This is a genomic window from Pseudoalteromonas sp. MEBiC 03607 (assembly GCF_004792295.1).
Classification (GTDB): Bacteria; Pseudomonadota; Gammaproteobacteria; order Enterobacterales; family Alteromonadaceae; genus Pseudoalteromonas; species Pseudoalteromonas lipolytica_C.
Map to the genome: position 1 here is coordinate 1297203 of NZ_SRRY01000001.1, position 18034 is coordinate 1315236.

Sequence of the window (18034 nt, forward strand, 5' to 3'; positions counted from 1 at the left end):
TGAACGAATGAAAGGGCAAGAAAAATGAAAAAAATACTGACCTCATTATTATCGCTGAGCTTGTTGTCAGCGCCGGTAATGGCCAAAGATATTCTTGATAAACTCACTGTAGCTGATGGATTTACTATCAGCTTGTTTGCTGATGACGTTGAAAATGCGCGTCAGATTGCCGTGTCAAAAAGAGGCATTGTGTATGCTGGTTCACGAAAAGCGGGCAATGTATATGCATTAATAGATCATAATAGTGATGGCGTTGCTGATAGAAAAATGGTTATCGCCACAGGCCTTGAAATGCCTTCGGGATTAGCTGTTAAAGATGGTGATTTATATGTGGCAGAAGTGTCGCGTATCATCCGTTTTAAAGATATCGATAAAAACCTAAAAGACCCTAAATTTGAAGTCGTTTACGATAAATTCCCAACCGATCGTCATCATGGCTGGAAGTTCATTAGCTTTGCGCCAACCGGTGAGCTAATTGTGCCTGTGGGTGTGCCATGTAACATTTGTGCGGAAGACGACAAATATGGTCGTATCTTTTCGTTAGATGTAGATACAAAAGAAATTAAAACAATCGCCAAAGGTGTTCGTAACTCAGTTGGTTTTGATTATCACCCAACTACCAATGCATTTTGGTTTAGTGATAATGGCCGTGACATGATGGGCGATGATATGCCTCCTTGCGAAATCAACCGTGTAGGTGAAGGTGAAGAAGGGGCACATTATGGTTTCCCTTATGTACATGCAGGCGCCATTTTAGATCCTGAGTTTGGTCAAGGTAAGAGCATTGCTGATTACAAGTCACCTGCGCTTGCACTTGGTGCGCACGTGGCACCTCTTGGTATTCATTTTTATAACGGCAAACAGTTCCCTGCGAAATACAAAGAACAACTATTTATTGCTGAGCATGGCTCTTGGAACCGCAGTAAAAAATCGGGTTACAGAGTGATGTTAGCGAACGTTGAACAAGGTCGTATTACTCAATACACTCCGTTCGTTACAGGGTTCATGCAAAATGAAGAAACATTTGGTCGCCCAGTTGCCTTTGCAGAACTTGCAGATGGCAGCTTATTGATCTCAGACGACTTTGCTAACGTGATTTATCGTGTTAGCGCAAAGAAAAAATAGGTAAGCGTTAATGAGTGATACTGATACCTTGCTGATGCAGGGCATAGAACAACAAACAATGGGGCGTTTTACTGAAGACGCCTACTTAAACTACTCAATGTACGTCATTATGGACCGCGCCTTACCGCATGTGGGTGATGGTCTAAAGCCTGTACAGCGTCGTATCATTTATGCAATGAGCGAGCTTGGGTTATCGGCGCAAGCTAAGTATAAAAAATCTGCGCGTACTGTTGGTGATGTACTTGGTAAATACCATCCCCATGGTGATAGTGCTTGTTATGAAGCCATGGTGTTGATGGCTCAGCCGTTTTCTTACCGTTACCCGCTGGTGGACGGTCAAGGTAACTGGGGTGCCGCGGACGATCCTAAGTCATTTGCGGCGATGCGTTATACCGAAGCGCGTTTATCTAAGTTCTCTGAAGTTTTATTAAAAGAGCTCGGCCAAGGTACTGTTGATTGGACCGCAAACTTTGATGGCACACTGGATGAGCCAATGGTATTGCCAGCGCGCTTACCGCACATTTTGCTCAATGGTGTGACTGGTATCGCGGTAGGTATGGCAACGGATATTCCACCACACAACGTGCGAGAAGTTGCCAGTGCCTGTTGTTTACTGCTTGATAAACCAAAAGCTGAAATCGAAGAGCTGCTTGAGTTAGTGCATGCCCCTGACTATCCAACAGAAGCTGAGATAATCACTCCGAAAGATGATATTCGTAAGATTTATCAAACCGGACGTGGCTCTATCAAGATGCGTGCAATTTACACTGAAGAGCACGGTGATATTGTAATTACAGCGCTACCTCATCAGTGTTCAGGTGCAAAAGTACTTGAGCAAATTGCTGCACAAATGAACGCTAAAAAGTTACCGATGGTTGCCGATTTACGTGACGAATCAGATCACGAAAATCCAACCCGTATTGTGATTGTACCGCGTTCGAACCGCATCAAGGCTGAGCCACTAATGGCACACCTGTTTGCAACCACCGATTTAGAAAAGAACTACCGCGTAAACTTAAACATGCTTGGCCTTGATGGTCGTCCGCAAGTTAAAGACTTACGTAGTATCTTAACTGAGTGGTTAACGTTCCGTCGTGAAACTGTTCGTCGCCGTTTACAATACCGCTTAGATAAAGTGTTAGCACGCTTGCATATTTTAGAAGGTTTATTAACTGCCTTTTTAAATATCGACGAAGTCATCGAAATTATTCGCACTGAAGATAAACCAAAGCCCGTATTAATGGAGCGCTTTGGTATTACCGATATTCAAGCCGAAGCGATTTTAGAATTAAAACTACGTCATTTAGCAAAACTTGAAGAATTTAAGATTAAAGGTGAGCAAGATGAGCTTGCGCTTGAGCGTGACAAGTTAGAGCAAATTCTGGGTTCTGAGCGTCGTATGTCGACGTTGATGAAAAAAGAAATCCAAGAAGCCGCTGAAATGTACGGTGATGATCGCCGCTCACCAGTCGTTGAACGTGTAGAAGCAAAAGCACTAAGCGAAAAAGATCTTATTCCTTCTGAGTCAGTTACAGTTGTGCTATCTGAAAAAGGCTGGGCACGCGTTGGTAAAGGCCATGATTTAGATGTTGAAGGGCTAAGTTATAAGTCTGGCGACAGCTATAAAGCCTCGGCGCGAGGTAAGAGTAATCAGCCAGCAGTGTTCTTAGACTCAAGTGGTCGCGCTTTTGCTACCGATGCGCACAGTTTACCTTCTGCTCGTAGTCAAGGTGAACCAATGACAGGGCGCTTTAACCTAAGTTCTGGTGCCAACTTTGAGCATGTGGTGATGGCAGAAGACAACCAAGTGTTGTTAATGGCTTCAGATGCAGGTTATGGCTTTATTAGCGACTTTAAAGATTTAGTGAGTAAGAACAAAAACGGTAAAGCGCTGGTTAGTGTTCCTAAAGGTGGTGAATTACTCGCGCCAATTAGAGTGACTGATGTAGCGACAGACTACTGTATGGCAATTTCTAACGAAGGCCGAATGTTGTTATTCCCACTGCGTGACTTACCTAAGTTAAGTAAAGGTAAAGGGAATAAGATTATTTCTATCCCAAGTGCGAAAGTACAAGCTCGTGAAGAGTTTGTAAAAGTACTTGCTGTGGTGCCAGAGGGCAGTAGCGTAACCCTGCATGCAGGTAAACGAAAACTGACACTTAAACCGTCTGATCTTGAGCATTATCATGGTGAACGGGGTAGACGAGGTAACAAATTACCACGCGGTCTACAGCGGGTTGATGAAGCTGTGGTTGAAATGACTCAAACTGATGATAGTGATGAGTCGCCAAGTGAAGTAATAGAGTAAAATACAAGGCCTGCAATTGCAGGCCTTTTTGTTGCTTTAGTTTGCAACGACTCTCATTGAAGCCGGCCTAGAAAAGTTAAGGTATTGACCGTTATCGGCTTTTACATTTTGCAAATCTTGATGGCTGGTATTTTCAGTAAACGTAGCTGTATGGCGATAAGATAGATTCGGCCAATCAGAAAGAGTCACTGCTACTCCTGGCGCTGCTTTAATGTATACAGGATGTTTATTGATATAAGCAGGTAGCCTGTAGTTTGAGCGTTCATTTGCTTTTAAGCAGTATTCACTTTGATCTAGCAAGCTTACAATGCAACCTAAAGGCTCCTCAGAGCTAAATACGCGCATAGAGCGCGGCTTAGAGAAATCTAAATATTGTCCATTTTTTGCTAAAACATTTTTCAGTTTGTTATTTTCAACGGTGCCATTAAAAGTCGCAATGCGGTTATAAGATAAGTTTCCATAGTCAGATAACATGACCTGTAAACCTTGTGGTGCTCTCACATATACGGGTTTTCTACTGATAAAAGCTGGGAGGTAGCTTGCTTTTTGTCCATTTTCAAGACAAAACTCTTCGTTTGTTTCTATGTTTACAATACAGGCTTTTGGCTTCTCTTGAGTAGTGATAACTGAGGCTGGTAAGTTTTGTTTTGCAGGTTCTAGCTCTTGCCATACCAGTAGGTTTGAGTCGCAGTACACAGAAGCGCTAGTTGGTACTGAAGTTGCCTCTAGATTGATGTGGATCTTATTCATTTTACCTGTTGTTAATCGTGTTGCAGGTAGGTTGAAGGTTTTATTCCCTGCTTTTTGGGTTTTGACAATTAACTTACAGCTTGATGAAGAGAAGCTGTCTTTATAGACGGCGCCTGAAGCACCGTGAAGAGCAGGGTAAATAAAGCTTTGTAGCTGTTGTTCAGGATCATAAAAACCGATAATAGTTGTGATTGGAACATCTTGCTTATAAGGAGTGCGATTAACCAAGCGCAGTGTATTGGTATCTAAGACTGTATTGTTCCAAGGTTGCATTGATTGAGTCAGCGGATCCCATTTACTAAACCCAGTTTTGCTGCTGCTATCAAAATGTGCTTTGTTTTCTAAAAAGCGTTGTATATGTTGCAACTCGTATGGAGTATGTAGCGTGTATTTGTTGTACTCGCTGTACATTGGCCCACCACCAGACATAGAGCCTGTACCATATTGATGACCATTAAATGCAGCAATACAGGTCTGTTTATAACAGCGGTCTTTATACGATAACTTAGGTGAAAAGTTTGGTATAAATTTATCTAAGTCGCCATCCCAACCCCAAGTTGAATTACGTTCATCGGCGGGGCGATTCAATACTCCATGTTCGCCGCCAGGGTAATGGCCTAAACCGAAGTTATGTCCTAACTCGTGACTAAATTCATTACCAACAGATTTATACAGTGTCACCATGCCCGCACCACCTGATAAACCGTGAACAAAGATACCATTATCATACTTACCAATAGCATTATGGGCGGTTACTTGTGCTGCACTATACGGGTGTGCTGTCGGACCACCGATACCAGACGCATTGATACCATAATTAGCATTATTGATACCATGCGACAGCAGATTTTTAGCAATTAAATGGCGCATATCACCAGAGTAAATTCCCCCTTTACTTGGATCTGAATCAGTCAACAGGCGGCCGTCAGGCATCATCACTTCGGTTAAATGCAGCGGTTCAAAATTATTTACAGATAGCTTAGTAATAGGGACTTGCTGAAAGTACTGGCGATGTAAATCAGCATCGTGTTGAAAAGTGAACTTGTCTCGATAAGGAGTAAGCAAGCCTACATCAATAGTATTAATTATAAGACTTGTGCTTGCACCAACTTTGACGTTATTTAGTTTACTTGACTTATCGCCTAGCTCAAACGCAAAGTGAATGTTCGGCTGAATAACTGATGCCGGCAGAATGCTCGAAAAAGTGTTATCAGAATAGTTAACAGAATTATCATCATAACCAAAGGGTTTAGTAAAGGCATCAGGCGAGCGCATAAACGTTTGATACACGAGGGTATCGTTGCTATCAAGCACACTTAAGATAATTTGAGAGTCATTTGCTAATTCTTGATGTGGCTTGAACATCAGCATGGTTTTTCTTTGCGCTACTAAATGAGGTTGAATATCCTCTTCGATCTTATTTAGAGAAGGCGTTATTGAATTTTGAGCAAAAAGTACGGTTGCAGGAAAGTTTCCTTCGGTATCACTATTAAGGGCATTTTGGTTAAAGTAGTGAGTATCTGTGTTATTTGCCACACTGTAGTTACTTAGCGTTAATGCGCACAGTACAGCTAGAGATAAAGATGTGTTTTTCATAAACGTTCAACCAATTGCGTCATAAGTAGGAATAATGCTATCGAAAATACTATCATTCATAGGCCTAGCACCTTTTAAGATGCTTCATAAATGAACAAGAGAAAACTCTGAACACGGTTACCAATTGGCTATTTCAGATAGCCGTAATGGTAATGCCGGTAAGCGATTTTGTAATAATTTTTAGCTTACATGTGTTCGCTTAATACTATGGAAATGCAATTAATCACGGTATAATGCGCGCTGATTAGTACGAGGAGAATTCGTTTGTTAGCTGTTTTTCGCATTATTTTCATGGCTTTATTTATAGTTTTTAGCTGCCTTGTTGGTTTGCTTTTATGTATTGTGAAGCCGTTTCATGCCAATAACGTTCACATTATCTCTGGGTGGTTTTGCAAAGTTGCTAAAGTATTGGGTGTAAAGCTTGAGCTTAAGTACCACGAAGATCCTAAAAATATTGGTCCTGCAGTGTATGTAGCCAACCATCAAAATAATTATGATTTATTTACTTTGCCAGCGATGGTGCCTGAGAACTGTGTAAGCCTTGGTAAAAAAAGCCTTAAGTGGATCCCATTTTTTGGCCAGCTTTATTGGTTATCAGGCAATATATTAATTGACCGAGCTAATCGCTCAAAAGCAGCTGGTACAATTTCTAAATCAGCCGAAAAAATTAAGCGTAAAGGGTTATCGGTATGGATGTTCCCTGAGGGTACGCGTAGCTATGGCCGAGGTTTATTGCCTTTTAAAACTGGTGCTTTTCATACTGCTATGAGTGCCGATGTGCCAGTAGTGCCTGTTTGTATGAGTACAACGCATAAAACTATTAAGCTAAATCGCTGGGATAATGGTACAATTTATCTCGAAATGTTAGCGCCAATCTATCTTGATAAAAACGTATCTGCTCGTGATCATGCATCCCATGTTCATCAGGTTATGGCTGCTAAAATAACTGAATTAGATGCTCAAGTGAGAAATAAATAATGGAAAATTGGCGCGAAATTACTGAAGACATCGTAACTTCATTACTTGAAGATGGCTCAGATCCTGAAGTACTTTATGAAGTGGAACACCACTTTGTTAGCGAAAATTTTGAAAAGTTAGAGCAAGCAGCTTTAGCCGCTTTTAAACTAGGTTATGATGTTGAAGAACCTGCTGAACTTGAGCTAGAAGACGGCGAGAAAGTGTGGAGCTTTGATGTGGTTGTTGAGTGTGAACTTGATGTAGAAGCGATTATGGAAGACGTAGACAAGCTAGAAGCGCTTGCTCAGCAAACTGATGTTGAATACGACGGCTGGGGCACTTACTTTCAGGAGTAAACAGCTATCAGCTGTCAGCTCTCAGATTGAAACTTAATAGTTTGTGAGCTTCTAGGGGAAAGAGTAAAGTTAGCGAGTTGCTACTTTCTAACTTTCCCTTTTTAACTTTCCTCTTTTCAACTTTCTAACCCATACCTATTTCGTATTCTAAGAATAATATATAGACATTTTTGATTAATTGGTGATAATTAAAAACTCAATCTTTTTATACACCAAGCGCGTTTATGCTTATAACTTTACCCATTGCCGAACTAGTACCAGGGATGTTTGTTGACAGTGTCAGTAAGCAGCAAGAGCACGTAAATAGCATAAAAATTAAGACGCGTGGCCTGGTCCGCGATAAAACCATTATTCAGCGCTTAATATCTGAAGGTGTTGAAGAGCTTCTTATCGACTTCACCCAAAGTGATGTTGCACTTCCTAAAAAATATCAACCAAAAACTGAGACTACTCAAGCCAAAGTAGAACAAAAGCCTGCGGCTAACGAAGTACCGCAAGGGATCACTGTTCAACAAGAGTTTCTAAAAGCCAGTGTGCATTACGAACAACATAGTCGAAAACTGCAAGGCTTTTACTCTGATATTACCTCGGGTTTAAAAATGAATGTGTCGGTACTTGATGATATCGCCGTTGATATAGTCAGCTCGGTATTTCGTAATCACAATGCGTTGACTATCTTAACTCGGCTCAGAGATAAACATATTTATAATTGGCGACATATGATCAACACCGCCATTTTGGTTAGTGTGTTTGCCAAGTATTTAGGCTATAAAGAAAAAACCATTAAAGAATTAGCAATGGGTGCATTGCTGCATGATATTGGGCAAGCCAAGATGCCACAGGGGGTTCTTTCTAAGCCAAGCGCATTAAATAATAATGAAATGCAGGTAGTAAAAAAACATGTGGCACAAAGTTTAGGTTTAGTGAAAGGTGAAAAAGGCATTACGCCCTTAATGTTAGAGATGATAGTTAATCATCATGAACGTTTAGATGGCAGCGGTTATCCTCGGGGCATCACCGGAGAAAAGTTAAGTCGACCAGCGCGCATTATGGCTATTGTTGATGTGTATGATGCAATGACGGCGGACAGACCTCACCAAATGGGTGAAGAACCCATTTCGGCACTGCGCTATTTACTTGCTAACAAACAAATGTTTGATTCAGAGTTGGTGCAACGCTTTATTAAATGCTTAGGTGTACATCCTGTTGGCACGATTGTGAAGTTAAACAATGAGCGTTTGGCGCTGGTAATGGAAGGAAATCATCAAAATCCAATCAAGCCTAAAGTTAAAATATTTTATAACGCGAAACACAAGCACCACATTACTGCGAAAGATGTTAATTTGAATGAAGAGCAAGATCTTAAGATTGTTGCAAGTATAAAACCGCTAGATTATCAGCTTAATTTGGCTCGTTTGTTAAAAGAGCATCTGCTTGTTTAGACTTAACGCAGCGTTTTCTAGCGCTGCGTTTTGCTGATATAAATGCACCACTAAAACAACTCGTCATTAAAACCAACCACAACAACGTCCCTTTTTCGACATGCAAGGCGATGCAACATAACATGAGTGACAATACCGCACTAAACATCGCTTTTAACCAAAAGTGATTCACAGGGTTATCGCAATCACCTGCTTTAGTACACGCACAGTAGTTAGCTTTACAAAAATAATGAACACTCACACCGCATAACATCAGCGCAACAACAATAAGTGCGATTTCCATGGCCCGATCCTAACTGAAAAACCTTTATTTAAGTCTAAAGGGACAACAAATACATGTCAATGCAAATGATAACTATTGTTGTTTGTAGGGTTTGTAACCAGAGATCTGATGAGTTTTAATAAGTTGTTATCTTGTTGTTAAAATGCGGGTTTTTTACCTATTTCTAACGAAAAATTACAGTTTTTTGATCTTAATTAAGGTAATGTTCGAAAGTTTGTAATCATTAGAATAAAACATCTAATACCAACATACAGTGCTAATCTTTTATGCTTAACTAATGGGTTGCCCTCGATGTTGGATTAGCTAACGCACAAGTTTGCAAGAGGACACAGATTTATGAAGTTCACTAAAACACTAATTGCAGCATCACTTGCTGTTGTTTCTGCTGACAGCTTTGCTGCAGCCTTCCAATTAGCAGAGCAAAACGTATCAGGGTTAGGTCGTGCATACGCAGGTGAAGCAGCCGTAGCTGATGATGCCTCTGTTGTTGCTCGCAACCCTGCACTTATGTCTTTATTCAAAGACAAGCAAATTTCAGTTGCAGGCATTGCTGTAATTCCAGACGTAAGTCTAAATGGAGAAGGTGCGGCATATGGTTTAGATGAGAATGTTATTGATGATGACAGCATCGCACCATCTGCATTTATTCCTGCTGGCTACTTCACAATGCCATTAAACGACAAAGTATCACTAGGCTTTGGTGCTTTCTCAAACTTTGGTCTTTCTACTGAATTTAATGATGACTACGCTGCGGGCTCTATTGCAGGTGAAACTGAAATCGTTACTGTAAATATGAATGCAAGCGCTTCATATAAAATCAACGAACAGTTCAGCCTAGGTCTTGGTTTAAACTATGTTTATGCTGATGCTAAAGTTGTTCGTAATGCAGGTACTAACCCATTTGGTTTACCAGCTAGCACGCAAATCGCTCACCTTGAAGGCGACGACTACGGCTTTGGTTGGAACGTTGGTGTAATGTATCAACTAGATGAGAATAGCCGTTTTGGTTTTAACTACCGCAGCGAAACAGATATCGATTTTGAAGGTGAGTACTCAAACCAACTTCCAGCTGCTGTTGGCGGTTTAGCGGGCACTGTAGTACCTGGTGAGTTAAAACTAACACTACCAGCAATTGCTGAGTTTTCTGGTTCACATCAAGTTGATAAGAAGCTAGGCGTACACTACAGCATTTTATGGACAGGTTGGGACAGCTTCCAAAAATTAGAAGCATATACACCAAGCCTTGAAACGCCTGTATTCTCTAAAGAAGAGAACTTCTCTGATTCAATGCGTTACTCTATCGGTACTGACTACCAGTACAGCGATGCATTATTACTTCGTGCAGGTATTGCATACGACGAATCACCAGCTGATAAATCACACTTATCAATCTCTATCCCTGATACAGATCGTTTCTGGTTCTCGTTTGGTGGTAACTACGCATTCAGCGAAAACTCAAATGTTGACTTAGGTGTAAGTATCCTTCGTGGTAAAACACAAAACTTCTCTGAAAAAGACAGCCTAGCAGCTTCTTTAGGCCAAAATGTTTCATGGGAATATGAATCAAAAGGTCACGCAGTACTAGTTGGTGCTCAGTATAACTACACGTTTTAATACTGGCGCGACGTAAAGTTGCGCTACAGAGCATTAAAAAGCCGCGCTATAACAATGTTATAGCGCGGCTTTTTTGTAAGCGCGAATAAATCGCGCTTGATATATGCTGTTATAGACTTTCGATTTTCGCTTTTTGCGCTAATAGTTTGTCTTTCGCATCTGTAAATTCAGCCAGTTTAGCATGCTCTTTAGCAAGCACAGCTTCTGGAGCATTATTTACGAACTTCTCGTTAGCTAACTTGTTTTGAACCTGTGCTAAGCCTTTTTCTGCTTTTTCAAGCTGCTTCGCGATACGGGCTAATTCAGCTTCAACATCGATTAGGCCAGCCATTGGGATCATGATCTCAAGGTTGCCAACATATGATGTTGCACATGCAGGTGCATCGTCTTTGTTATCAAGAAGCGTGAACTCTTCAAGCTTAGCAAGAGACGCTAAGAATGCTTCGTTATCCGTTAAGCGGCGCTTGTCTTCGTCAGACGCATTAGCAAGCAATACCGATAATGGCTTACTTGGGCTGATATCCATTTCGCCACGGATGTTACGAATAGCAAGAATGAATTGCTTAACCCACTCAAGGTCAGCCATTGCTTGGCTATCAACATTTGCTTCATTGTAAACAGGGAAACCTTGAACCATGATGCTAGTGCCCGCAGTTTCAATGCCTGCAAGTGGTGCAACACGTTGCCAAATCGTTTCTGTGATGTAAGGCATTAACGGGTGCATTAAGCGTAGTAGGCTTTCTAATACCGTGATCAAAGTATGACGAGTACCACGTTGCTGTGCTTCGTTACCTTTAAACAATACTGGTTTAGTCAGTTCTAGGTACCAGTCACAGAATTGGTTCCAAGTGAACTCATAAATGGTGTTTGCTGCTAGGTCAAAACGGTAGTTTTCTAGATGCTCAGTATAGGTTTTAACAGTTGCTTCAAATTGGCCTAAAATCCAACGATCAGCAAGTGAGTACTGTTTTTCAGCATCTGTAGCGAAGCCACAATCTTGCTCTTCTGTATTCATTAATACGTAACGGCTCGCATTCCATAGTTTGTTACAGAAGTTACGGTAACCTTCTAGGCGGTTCATATCCCAGTTGATATCACGGCCCGTTGAAGCCATTGCTGCAAGGGTGAAACGTAGCGCGTCTGTACCGTGTGCTTCGATACCGTTTTCGAATGTTTTGCGAGTATTTTTCTCAATCTTTTTCGCTAGTTGTGGTTGCATCATGTTACCAGTGCGCTTTTCAACTAGGCTTTCAAGGTCGATACCGTCAATCATGTCGATAGGATCAAGAACGTTACCTTTCGATTTAGACATCTTATCGCCGTTTTCATCACGGATAAGGCCTGTTACGTAAACGGTTTTAAATGGTACTTGTGGCTTGCCGTCTTCATCTTTGATGAAGTGCATGGTCATCATGATCATACGAGCAACCCAGAAGAAGATGATGTCGAAACCTGTTACCAATACGTCAGACGGGTGGAAAGTTTTTAAATCATCAGTGTTTGCAGGCCAGCCTTGCGTTGAGAAAGTCCAAAGCGCAGATGAGAACCAAGTATCTAAAACGTCTTCGTCTTGCTTAAGTGCAACATCATCAGCAAGGTTGTTATCGCGGCGTACTTCAGCTTCGTCACGACCAACATATACGTTACCTTCGTTGTCGTACCAAGCAGGGATGCGGTGACCCCACCAAAGCTGACGTGAAATACACCAATCTTGTACGTCGTTCATCCACGAGAAGTACATGTTCTCGTATTGCTGAGGTACAAATTTAATATCGCCATTTTTAACCGCTTCTTTTGCTGGTTCAGCTAGAGGTGCTACGCGCACGTACCACTGGTCAGTAAGAAGTGGCTCAATCACTACGCCAGAACGATCACCGTAAGGGACTGTTAAGCTGTGATCTTCAATTTTTTCTAGTAGGCCAAGTTCTTCAAATTCGCTCACAATCGCTTTACGTGCATCAAAGCGGTCAAGGCCATGTAGACGCTCAGGAATTGGCGCATCTAATTCAAGCTCTTTACCGTCGAATGTGTAGCTTTCGCCTTCGCTTAATATCGCAGCATCTTTATTGAAGATGTTGATCATAGGAAGCTGGTGACGTTTACCCACTTCATTATCGTTAAAATCGTGGGCAGGGGTGATTTTTACACAACCAGTGCCTTTTTCCATGTCTGCATGCTCATCGGCAACAATTGGAATACGACGGTTTACGATAGGTAGTAAAATTTCTTTACCGATCAGATCTTGGTAACGCTCATCGTCAGGGTTAACCGCAACACCTGAATCACCTAGCATTGTTTCAGGACGCGTTGTGGCAACAACGATATAGTCTTTACCGTCTTGTGTTGTTACGCCATCAGCAAGTGGGTAACGTAAGTTCCACATGTGACCTTGTTTGTCTTTGTTCTCAACTTCAAGATCAGAAATAGCTGTGTGTAGTTTAGGGTCCCAGTTTACTAGGCGCTTACCACGGTAGATTAGATCTTCTTTGTGAAGACGTACGAATACTTCTTTAACCGCCTCAGAAAGACCTTCGTCCATAGTGAAACGTTCACGGTCCCAATCTACAGAAGCACCTAAACGACGTAATTGTTTAGTGATAGTGCCGCCAGAGTGATTTTTCCACTCCCAGATTTTTTCGATAAATGCATCACGGCCTAGGTCGTGGCGTGTTTTACCTTCTTCAGCAGCAAGCTTACGCTCAACAAGCATTTGTGTTGCGATACCCGCGTGGTCAGTACCTACTTGCCATAATGTATTATTGCCTTGCATACGCTTTAAACGCGTTAGCGTATCCATGATGGTATCTTGGAACGCGTGGCCCATGTGTAAGCTACCCGTGACGTTTGGTGGCGGGATCATAATTGAGTATGCGTCACCTTGGCCAGACGGTTTAAAGTAGCCATTTTCTTCCCAGTCTTGGTATAAAGACTGTTCAATATCTTGCGGATTATAGGTTTTATCCATTACACAGAACCTTAAATAAATGCTTAAATGTCAATTTCTTGCGTTGCAATATGAGCGCCCAGTTGGCGAAGCTTTTTAAACCGCTCACGGGCGGCTTGCTTAGCGTTTGGCTCAATGGGTACAAAGTCAAAAACTTGCTGAAAACGGCGAATAAAATCCGGCAGGTGTTCAGCTAAGTTGATTAATATTTTTCTGTTGCCGACGGGCGGAGTCATACCAATTTCAACCGGTGCGCCACCTTTAGGGCCTTCACCTTGTAGGTTGTGTGGTACAAAACTATCTGGTTCAAATGACCAAATGATGTCGTCGATTGTGTGGGCCATGTCAGTGTTATCGGCGTAAATAAATACGCGATGACCAAGACGATACTGATCAGCAGCAATTTTTGCCGCGAGATCGAAACGTGCGTCAGTTAATTGCTGGGCATTATCATCTTGTTTTAGAACGTAAAATTGTGCGTTCATACTCATTGTGACGGGCGTCCCCACAGATACACAGATCAAAGCAGGGATTTTGACATAGAACGCGTATTGCTTCAATTAATAAGGCGCCATTTGGCGCCTTATTTAGCTATGTTTAGCTTGTTAGTCGTGATTGGCTTCGTTTACGCCTGCACGGTTAAGTAAATATTGTGTCAGCATTGGGACCGGACGGCCTGTAGCGCCTTTATTTTTACCGCCACTACGCCACGCTGTGCCTGCAATATCTAAATGAGCCCAATTATATTTTTTGGTAAATTTAGACAAGAAGCACGCTGCAGTAATCGTACCTGCTGCACGGCCACCTAAGTTGGTGAAATCAGCAAATGGGCTTTCAAGTTGCTCTTGGTAGTCATCCCACAGTGGCAATTGCCATGCGCGGTCACCACTTTGCTCAGACGCTTTAAGTAAATCATGAGCAAGTGGGTTATGGTTTGAGAGTAAACCCGTAGCATGAGAGCCCAGCGCAATGATACACGCACCAGTTAGTGTCGCTACGTCGACAACAGTATCTGGTTCAAAACGCTCAACATACGTTAATGCATCACACAATACTAACCGGCCTTCTGCATCGGTATTTAACACTTCAACAGTTTGACCTGACATGGTTGTTAAAATATCACCCGGGCGATAAGCGTTTGAGCCTGGCATATTTTCACATCCGGCAAGTACACCAACCACATTAATAGGTAACTGCATTTGTACCAAGGCGCGCATAGCACCAATAACACCTGCAGCACCACCCATGTCGTACTTCATTTCATCCATGGCTTCGCCTGGCTTGATTGAAATACCGCCTGAGTCAAAGGTCAAACCTTTACCAACCAAGACGATTGGCGCTTGATCTTTGTCGCCACCTTGATAGTTGATCACAGACATTACTGACTCATTAGCACTACCACGGCCAACCGCTAGGTATGAATTCATGCCCAGCTCAGCCATTTTTTCTTCGCCAATAATTTCAACAGTTACGTTATCAAAGTTTTCTGCAAGCTCCTTTGCTTGCTCACCTAAGTAAGCAGGGTTACAGATGTTTGGTGGCATATTGGCAACATCTTTACATAACTTGCTACCCGCAGCGATGGCTAAACCATGCTCAATTGCACTTTCGCCAATCGTTAGCTCGCGACGTGTTGGTACGTTGAAAACAATTTTACGAAGCGGGCGACGTGGATCGCTCTTTTTGCTTTTAAGCTGATTAAATGTGTATAAACAGTCTTGTGTCGTTTCGACTGCTTGGCGGACTTTCCAGTAGGTGTCACGACTTTTAACATGTTGCTCAGTTAAAAAGCATACAGCTTCCATCGAACCTGTTTCGTTTAGCGTGTTAATCGTTTTTGAGATGATTTGTTTGTATTGTTTGTCATCAAGCTCACGCTCTTTACCACAACCAACTAACAGTACGCGCTCGCTCAGTACATTGGGAACGTGGTGTAATAACAATACTTGACCAGGTTTTCCTTCAAGATCACCGCGGCGAAGTAAGTTTGAGATATAACCGTCACTTATTTTATCTAGCTGTTCACCAATGGGCGATAAACGACGTGGCTCATAAACGCCAACTACAATACATGCGCTACGTTGTTTTTCTGGACTACCACTTTTTACGCTAAATTCCATTGTTACTCCTGATGTTGAGTCTAAATACCTTCGTAAAATAAGGGTAAGAAATTCATTTTGAGCTGTTTCTTACATTTTTTAGTTTATAAGCACTAATGTTAGTACATAAACTGTGACTCTATTTATGTGTTTTTGAACTTTATCTTAATGTGAATATCAATATCACATAATAGAGGCCATCTGTACCATTTAAGCAAGATTATATGTTCTTGCTAGGTATGATATTTAACTTTGATGGCATATAATAAAGTGAGTAAAATAACTAGTTTACTCAAAATTCCTTACTATTCCAGTGAAACTCGATGTTTAACAGGGGCGAGCATTGCTAATTTTTCGTTATTTGACCACTGAAGTCTTAAAGTCGCAGGTCGCCGTATTTTTAACTTTGATGACTATTTTCGTGTCTCAAAAGTTTGTTGTTATTTTAGGAGACGCCTCTGAAGGGGGGCTTCCTGCTAAGCTTGTGCTTTCGATGATTGCACTAAAACTACCTCAACTTGCTTCACTTATTCTGCCTTTAAGTATCTTCTTGGGTATTATCTTGGCATATAGTCGCATTTATGCTGACAGCGAAATGACAGTTTTCAGAGCATGTGGTGTGAGTGAGTGGTACGTGGTTCGAGTGACACTTATTTCAAGCACTGCTATGGCCGTATTAGCAGGGGCGCTTACACTCTATATCGCGCCATGGGCCAGTGAGCAAGAATATCAATTAAAAGAGCAAGCTAAAGCTGACGCTGGCTTGTCGGCTTTACGTGCCGGACGTTTTCAGCAAACCGGGAACGAAAAAGCGGTTGTGTTTATTCATAATATTGAAAATGGCGGCAAAGAGCTTCACAAAGTATTTGTTGCCCAGTTGCCAGACCGAGAGAAAGGTGACTTAGCCCGTTTAGTATATGCTGAGCGTGGGGTGGTGATTGAACAAGAAAATGGTGAGCAACAACTTGTTTTAAACGACGGTAAACGTTACGAAACCGATGGCGAAACAGCTGCCCTTAACTTAACCGAATTCGATGGCTATAGTGTGCAAATCCAAGATCAAGAAATTGAGCATCAGCGCCGTAAATTAGAAGCTGTACCAACATTTGATCTGTTTAAAATGAAAACCACTGAAGCAATTGCGCAGTGGCAATGGCGTTTAGCTATTCCGCTTTCAATTCCATTATTAACTTTATTAGCAGTGCCTTTAAGTGTGGTAAATCCACGTCAAGGTAAATTTGCTAAATTAGTGCCTGCAATCAGCTTATATTTAGGGTATTTCATATTACTGAATGCCGCTAAGTTTGCTGTTGAAGATGGCAAAATTCCGCCTTCAATTGGTTTGTGGTGGATCCATTTATCAGCCTTGTTTATTGGTGGGTTCTTGATTATTAAAGGTCGTCCGCTCGGTGCGTGGTTAAAAGCAGTAGTGACTAAGCGGGAGTTAAGCGCATGATGAAAACACTCGACTGGTATTTAGGTCGCAGCATAATTCAAACAACCGGTTTTGCCTTAATGGTATTGGTGGGTATTAGCACCCTAATAAAGTTTATTGAGCAGTTAAAATCGGTTGGTCGTGGTAGCTATGATATTGCAACAGCCCTCATTTACACATTGTATAGTATGCCAGGCGATTTAGTTATCTTCTTTCCGATGGCTGCGCTAATTGGTGGCTTGACGGGACTTGGTGCGCTGGCCTCAAACAGTGAGCTGGTAGTCATGCAAGCGGCGGGGATGTCACGGCTGCAAATTATTGTTTCAGTAATGAAAACCGCTATGTTTATGGCTATTTGTATGATGGCACTAGGTGAGTGGGGTGCACCAGAAGCACAGCTCAAGGCAAAAGATATCCGTAACCAAGCCATTTATGGTGGGGATGTTTTTAATGCCAAACAAGGGGTGTGGGCAAAAGATGGTAACAACTTTATAAATATCGAAGATGTTGATCAACAAGGCATACTTCGCGGTGTACACATGTATCATTTTGATAAGTCACTGCAATTAACACAAATTACGAAAGCTGAAGAAGCACTCAACCGCAAGGATGGCTGGCTACTTCGCGATGTTAATAAGGTAATGATTACACCTGAACAGATCACTACCGAGCAACAAGGTGAAGAGTTTTACAGCTCCCAACTTACCGCCGAAAAGCTAGGGGTTGTATCTGTAAAACCTGAGGCTTTATCGTTCACTGGATTATGGTCTTACTTAAGCTATTTGAAACAGAATGAGCAAGATACGAGCACCTATGAATTGGCATTGTGGCGTAAGATTATGCAGCCTATATCGATAGCCGTGATGTTATTAGTGGCATTATCATTCATATTTGGACCACTTCGTACCGTGACAATGGGCGCACGCATCATTATGGGCGTGATCACAGGTATTACTTTTCACCTAACCAATGAGATTTTTGGTCCTGTGGTTATGGTGTATCAAATTCCTGCTGTGGTTGGGGCTGTATTGCCAAGTGTTTTATTTATTGGCTTTGCTACTTACTTATTGAATAAAAGGGTGTAATGCTCGTTTTAAGACACAAAAAAAGCGTGGTTTTGAGCCA

At 41.8% G+C, this 18034-nt stretch carries 13 protein-coding genes; 8 read left to right on the forward strand and 5 right to left on the reverse strand.

Going from position 1 to position 18034, the window contains the following annotated elements:
* Positions 1-24: 24 nt before the first annotated feature.
* Both E5N72_RS05930 and parC read left to right on the forward strand, forming a co-directional pair.
* Positions 25-1125 (forward strand): PQQ-dependent sugar dehydrogenase, encoded by a 1101-nt coding sequence (locus tag E5N72_RS05930; protein WP_135923626.1) that lies wholly within the window; start codon positions 25-27, stop codon positions 1123-1125.
* A 10-nt stretch (positions 1126-1135) separates the two neighbouring features.
* Positions 1136-3433, forward strand: coding sequence for a DNA topoisomerase IV subunit A (gene parC / locus E5N72_RS05935; protein ID WP_135923627.1), 2298 nt, complete (start codon positions 1136-1138; stop codon positions 3431-3433).
* Between the two features lie 36 nt (positions 3434-3469).
* Here parC and E5N72_RS05940 read toward each other — a convergent pair whose 3' ends face one another.
* Complete coding sequence (locus E5N72_RS05940) at positions 3470-5779, reverse strand: M66 family metalloprotease (RefSeq protein ID WP_135923628.1); 2310 nt, start codon at positions 5777-5779, stop codon at positions 3470-3472.
* A gap of 264 nt (positions 5780-6043) precedes the next feature.
* Here E5N72_RS05940 and E5N72_RS05945 point away from each other — a divergent pair, with 264 nt between their 5' ends.
* The 3 genes from E5N72_RS05945 to E5N72_RS05955 all read left to right on the forward strand — a co-directional run bounded on the left by E5N72_RS05945 (position 6044) and on the right by E5N72_RS05955 (position 8534).
* Positions 6044-6757, forward strand: coding sequence for a 1-acylglycerol-3-phosphate O-acyltransferase (locus tag E5N72_RS05945; RefSeq protein WP_168246715.1), 714 nt, complete (start codon positions 6044-6046; stop codon positions 6755-6757).
* The gene (gene rraB / locus E5N72_RS05950; protein WP_054552644.1) at positions 6757-7092 is read left to right on the forward strand and encodes a ribonuclease E inhibitor RraB; all 336 of its coding nucleotides are present in this window, start codon (positions 6757-6759) and stop codon (positions 7090-7092) included. Before E5N72_RS05945 ends, rraB begins: the two co-directional genes overlap by 1 nt.
* Before the next feature lie 224 nt (positions 7093-7316).
* Positions 7317-8534: an HD-GYP domain-containing protein gene (locus E5N72_RS05955; RefSeq protein ID WP_135923629.1), complete on the forward strand. Its 1218-nt coding sequence runs from the start codon at positions 7317-7319 to the stop codon at positions 8532-8534.
* Here E5N72_RS05955 and E5N72_RS05960 read toward each other — a convergent pair.
* Complete coding sequence (locus E5N72_RS05960) at positions 8494-8817, reverse strand: hypothetical protein (protein ID WP_135923630.1); 324 nt, start codon at positions 8815-8817, stop codon at positions 8494-8496. The two genes, E5N72_RS05955 and E5N72_RS05960, sit on opposite strands and share 41 nt — an antisense overlap.
* Before the next feature lie 336 nt (positions 8818-9153).
* Between E5N72_RS05960 and E5N72_RS05965 the strand changes: the two genes are divergently transcribed.
* A complete protein-coding gene (locus tag E5N72_RS05965; protein WP_135923631.1) occupies positions 9154-10431 on the forward strand; it encodes an outer membrane protein transport protein in 1278 nt (425 codons plus the stop codon).
* 109 nt (positions 10432-10540) lie between these two features.
* Here E5N72_RS05965 and E5N72_RS05970 read toward each other — a convergent pair whose 3' ends face one another.
* The 3 genes from E5N72_RS05970 to pepA form a co-directional block, all read right to left on the reverse strand.
* Complete coding sequence (locus E5N72_RS05970; protein WP_135923632.1) at positions 10541-13396, reverse strand: valine--tRNA ligase; 2856 nt, start codon at positions 13394-13396, stop codon at positions 10541-10543.
* Positions 13397-13419: 23 nt separating this feature from the next.
* On the reverse strand, positions 13420-13866 hold the full coding sequence (locus tag E5N72_RS05975; RefSeq protein WP_135923633.1) for a DNA polymerase III subunit chi: 447 nt from the start codon (positions 13864-13866) through the stop codon (positions 13420-13422).
* Between the two features lie 114 nt (positions 13867-13980).
* Entirely contained in the window at positions 13981-15495 is a 1515-nt protein-coding gene (gene pepA / locus E5N72_RS05980; RefSeq protein ID WP_135923634.1) for a leucyl aminopeptidase, read from the reverse strand.
* 322 nt (positions 15496-15817) lie between these two features.
* On the opposite strand from pepA, the gene lptF reads away from it, so the two are divergent.
* The gene (gene lptF / locus E5N72_RS05985; RefSeq protein ID WP_135923635.1) at positions 15818-16930 is read left to right on the forward strand and encodes an LPS export ABC transporter permease LptF; all 1113 of its coding nucleotides are present in this window, start codon (positions 15818-15820) and stop codon (positions 16928-16930) included.
* Positions 16927-17994 (forward strand): LPS export ABC transporter permease LptG, encoded by a 1068-nt coding sequence (gene lptG, locus E5N72_RS05990; protein WP_135923636.1) that lies wholly within the window; start codon positions 16927-16929, stop codon positions 17992-17994. Before lptF ends, lptG begins: the two co-directional genes overlap by 4 nt.
* The last annotated feature ends 40 nt before the right edge of the window (positions 17995-18034 follow it).

Excerpts from the sequence above, each read along its gene's own strand:
- E5N72_RS05930 (WP_135923626.1), top strand. The coding sequence starts at position 25 with ATGAAAAAAATACTGACCTCATTATTATCGCTGAGCTTGTTGTCAGCG.
- parC (WP_135923627.1), top strand. The coding sequence starts at position 1,136 with ATGAGTGATACTGATACCTTGCTGATGCAGGGCATAGAACAACAAACA.
- E5N72_RS05940 (WP_135923628.1), bottom strand. The coding sequence starts at position 5,779 with ATGAAAAACACATCTTTATCTCTAGCTGTACTGTGCGCATTAACGCTA.
- rraB (WP_054552644.1), top strand. The coding sequence starts at position 6,757 with ATGGAAAATTGGCGCGAAATTACTGAAGACATCGTAACTTCATTACTT.
- E5N72_RS05955 (WP_135923629.1), top strand. The coding sequence starts at position 7,317 with ATGCTTATAACTTTACCCATTGCCGAACTAGTACCAGGGATGTTTGTT.
- E5N72_RS05960 (WP_135923630.1), bottom strand. The coding sequence starts at position 8,817 with ATGGAAATCGCACTTATTGTTGTTGCGCTGATGTTATGCGGTGTGAGT.
- E5N72_RS05965 (WP_135923631.1), top strand. The coding sequence starts at position 9,154 with ATGAAGTTCACTAAAACACTAATTGCAGCATCACTTGCTGTTGTTTCT.
- E5N72_RS05970 (WP_135923632.1), bottom strand. The coding sequence starts at position 13,396 with ATGGATAAAACCTATAATCCGCAAGATATTGAACAGTCTTTATACCAA.
- E5N72_RS05975 (WP_135923633.1), bottom strand. The coding sequence starts at position 13,866 with ATGAGTATGAACGCACAATTTTACGTTCTAAAACAAGATGATAATGCC.
- pepA (WP_135923634.1), bottom strand. The coding sequence starts at position 15,495 with ATGGAATTTAGCGTAAAAAGTGGTAGTCCAGAAAAACAACGTAGCGCA.
- lptG (WP_135923636.1), top strand. The coding sequence starts at position 16,927 with ATGATGAAAACACTCGACTGGTATTTAGGTCGCAGCATAATTCAAACA.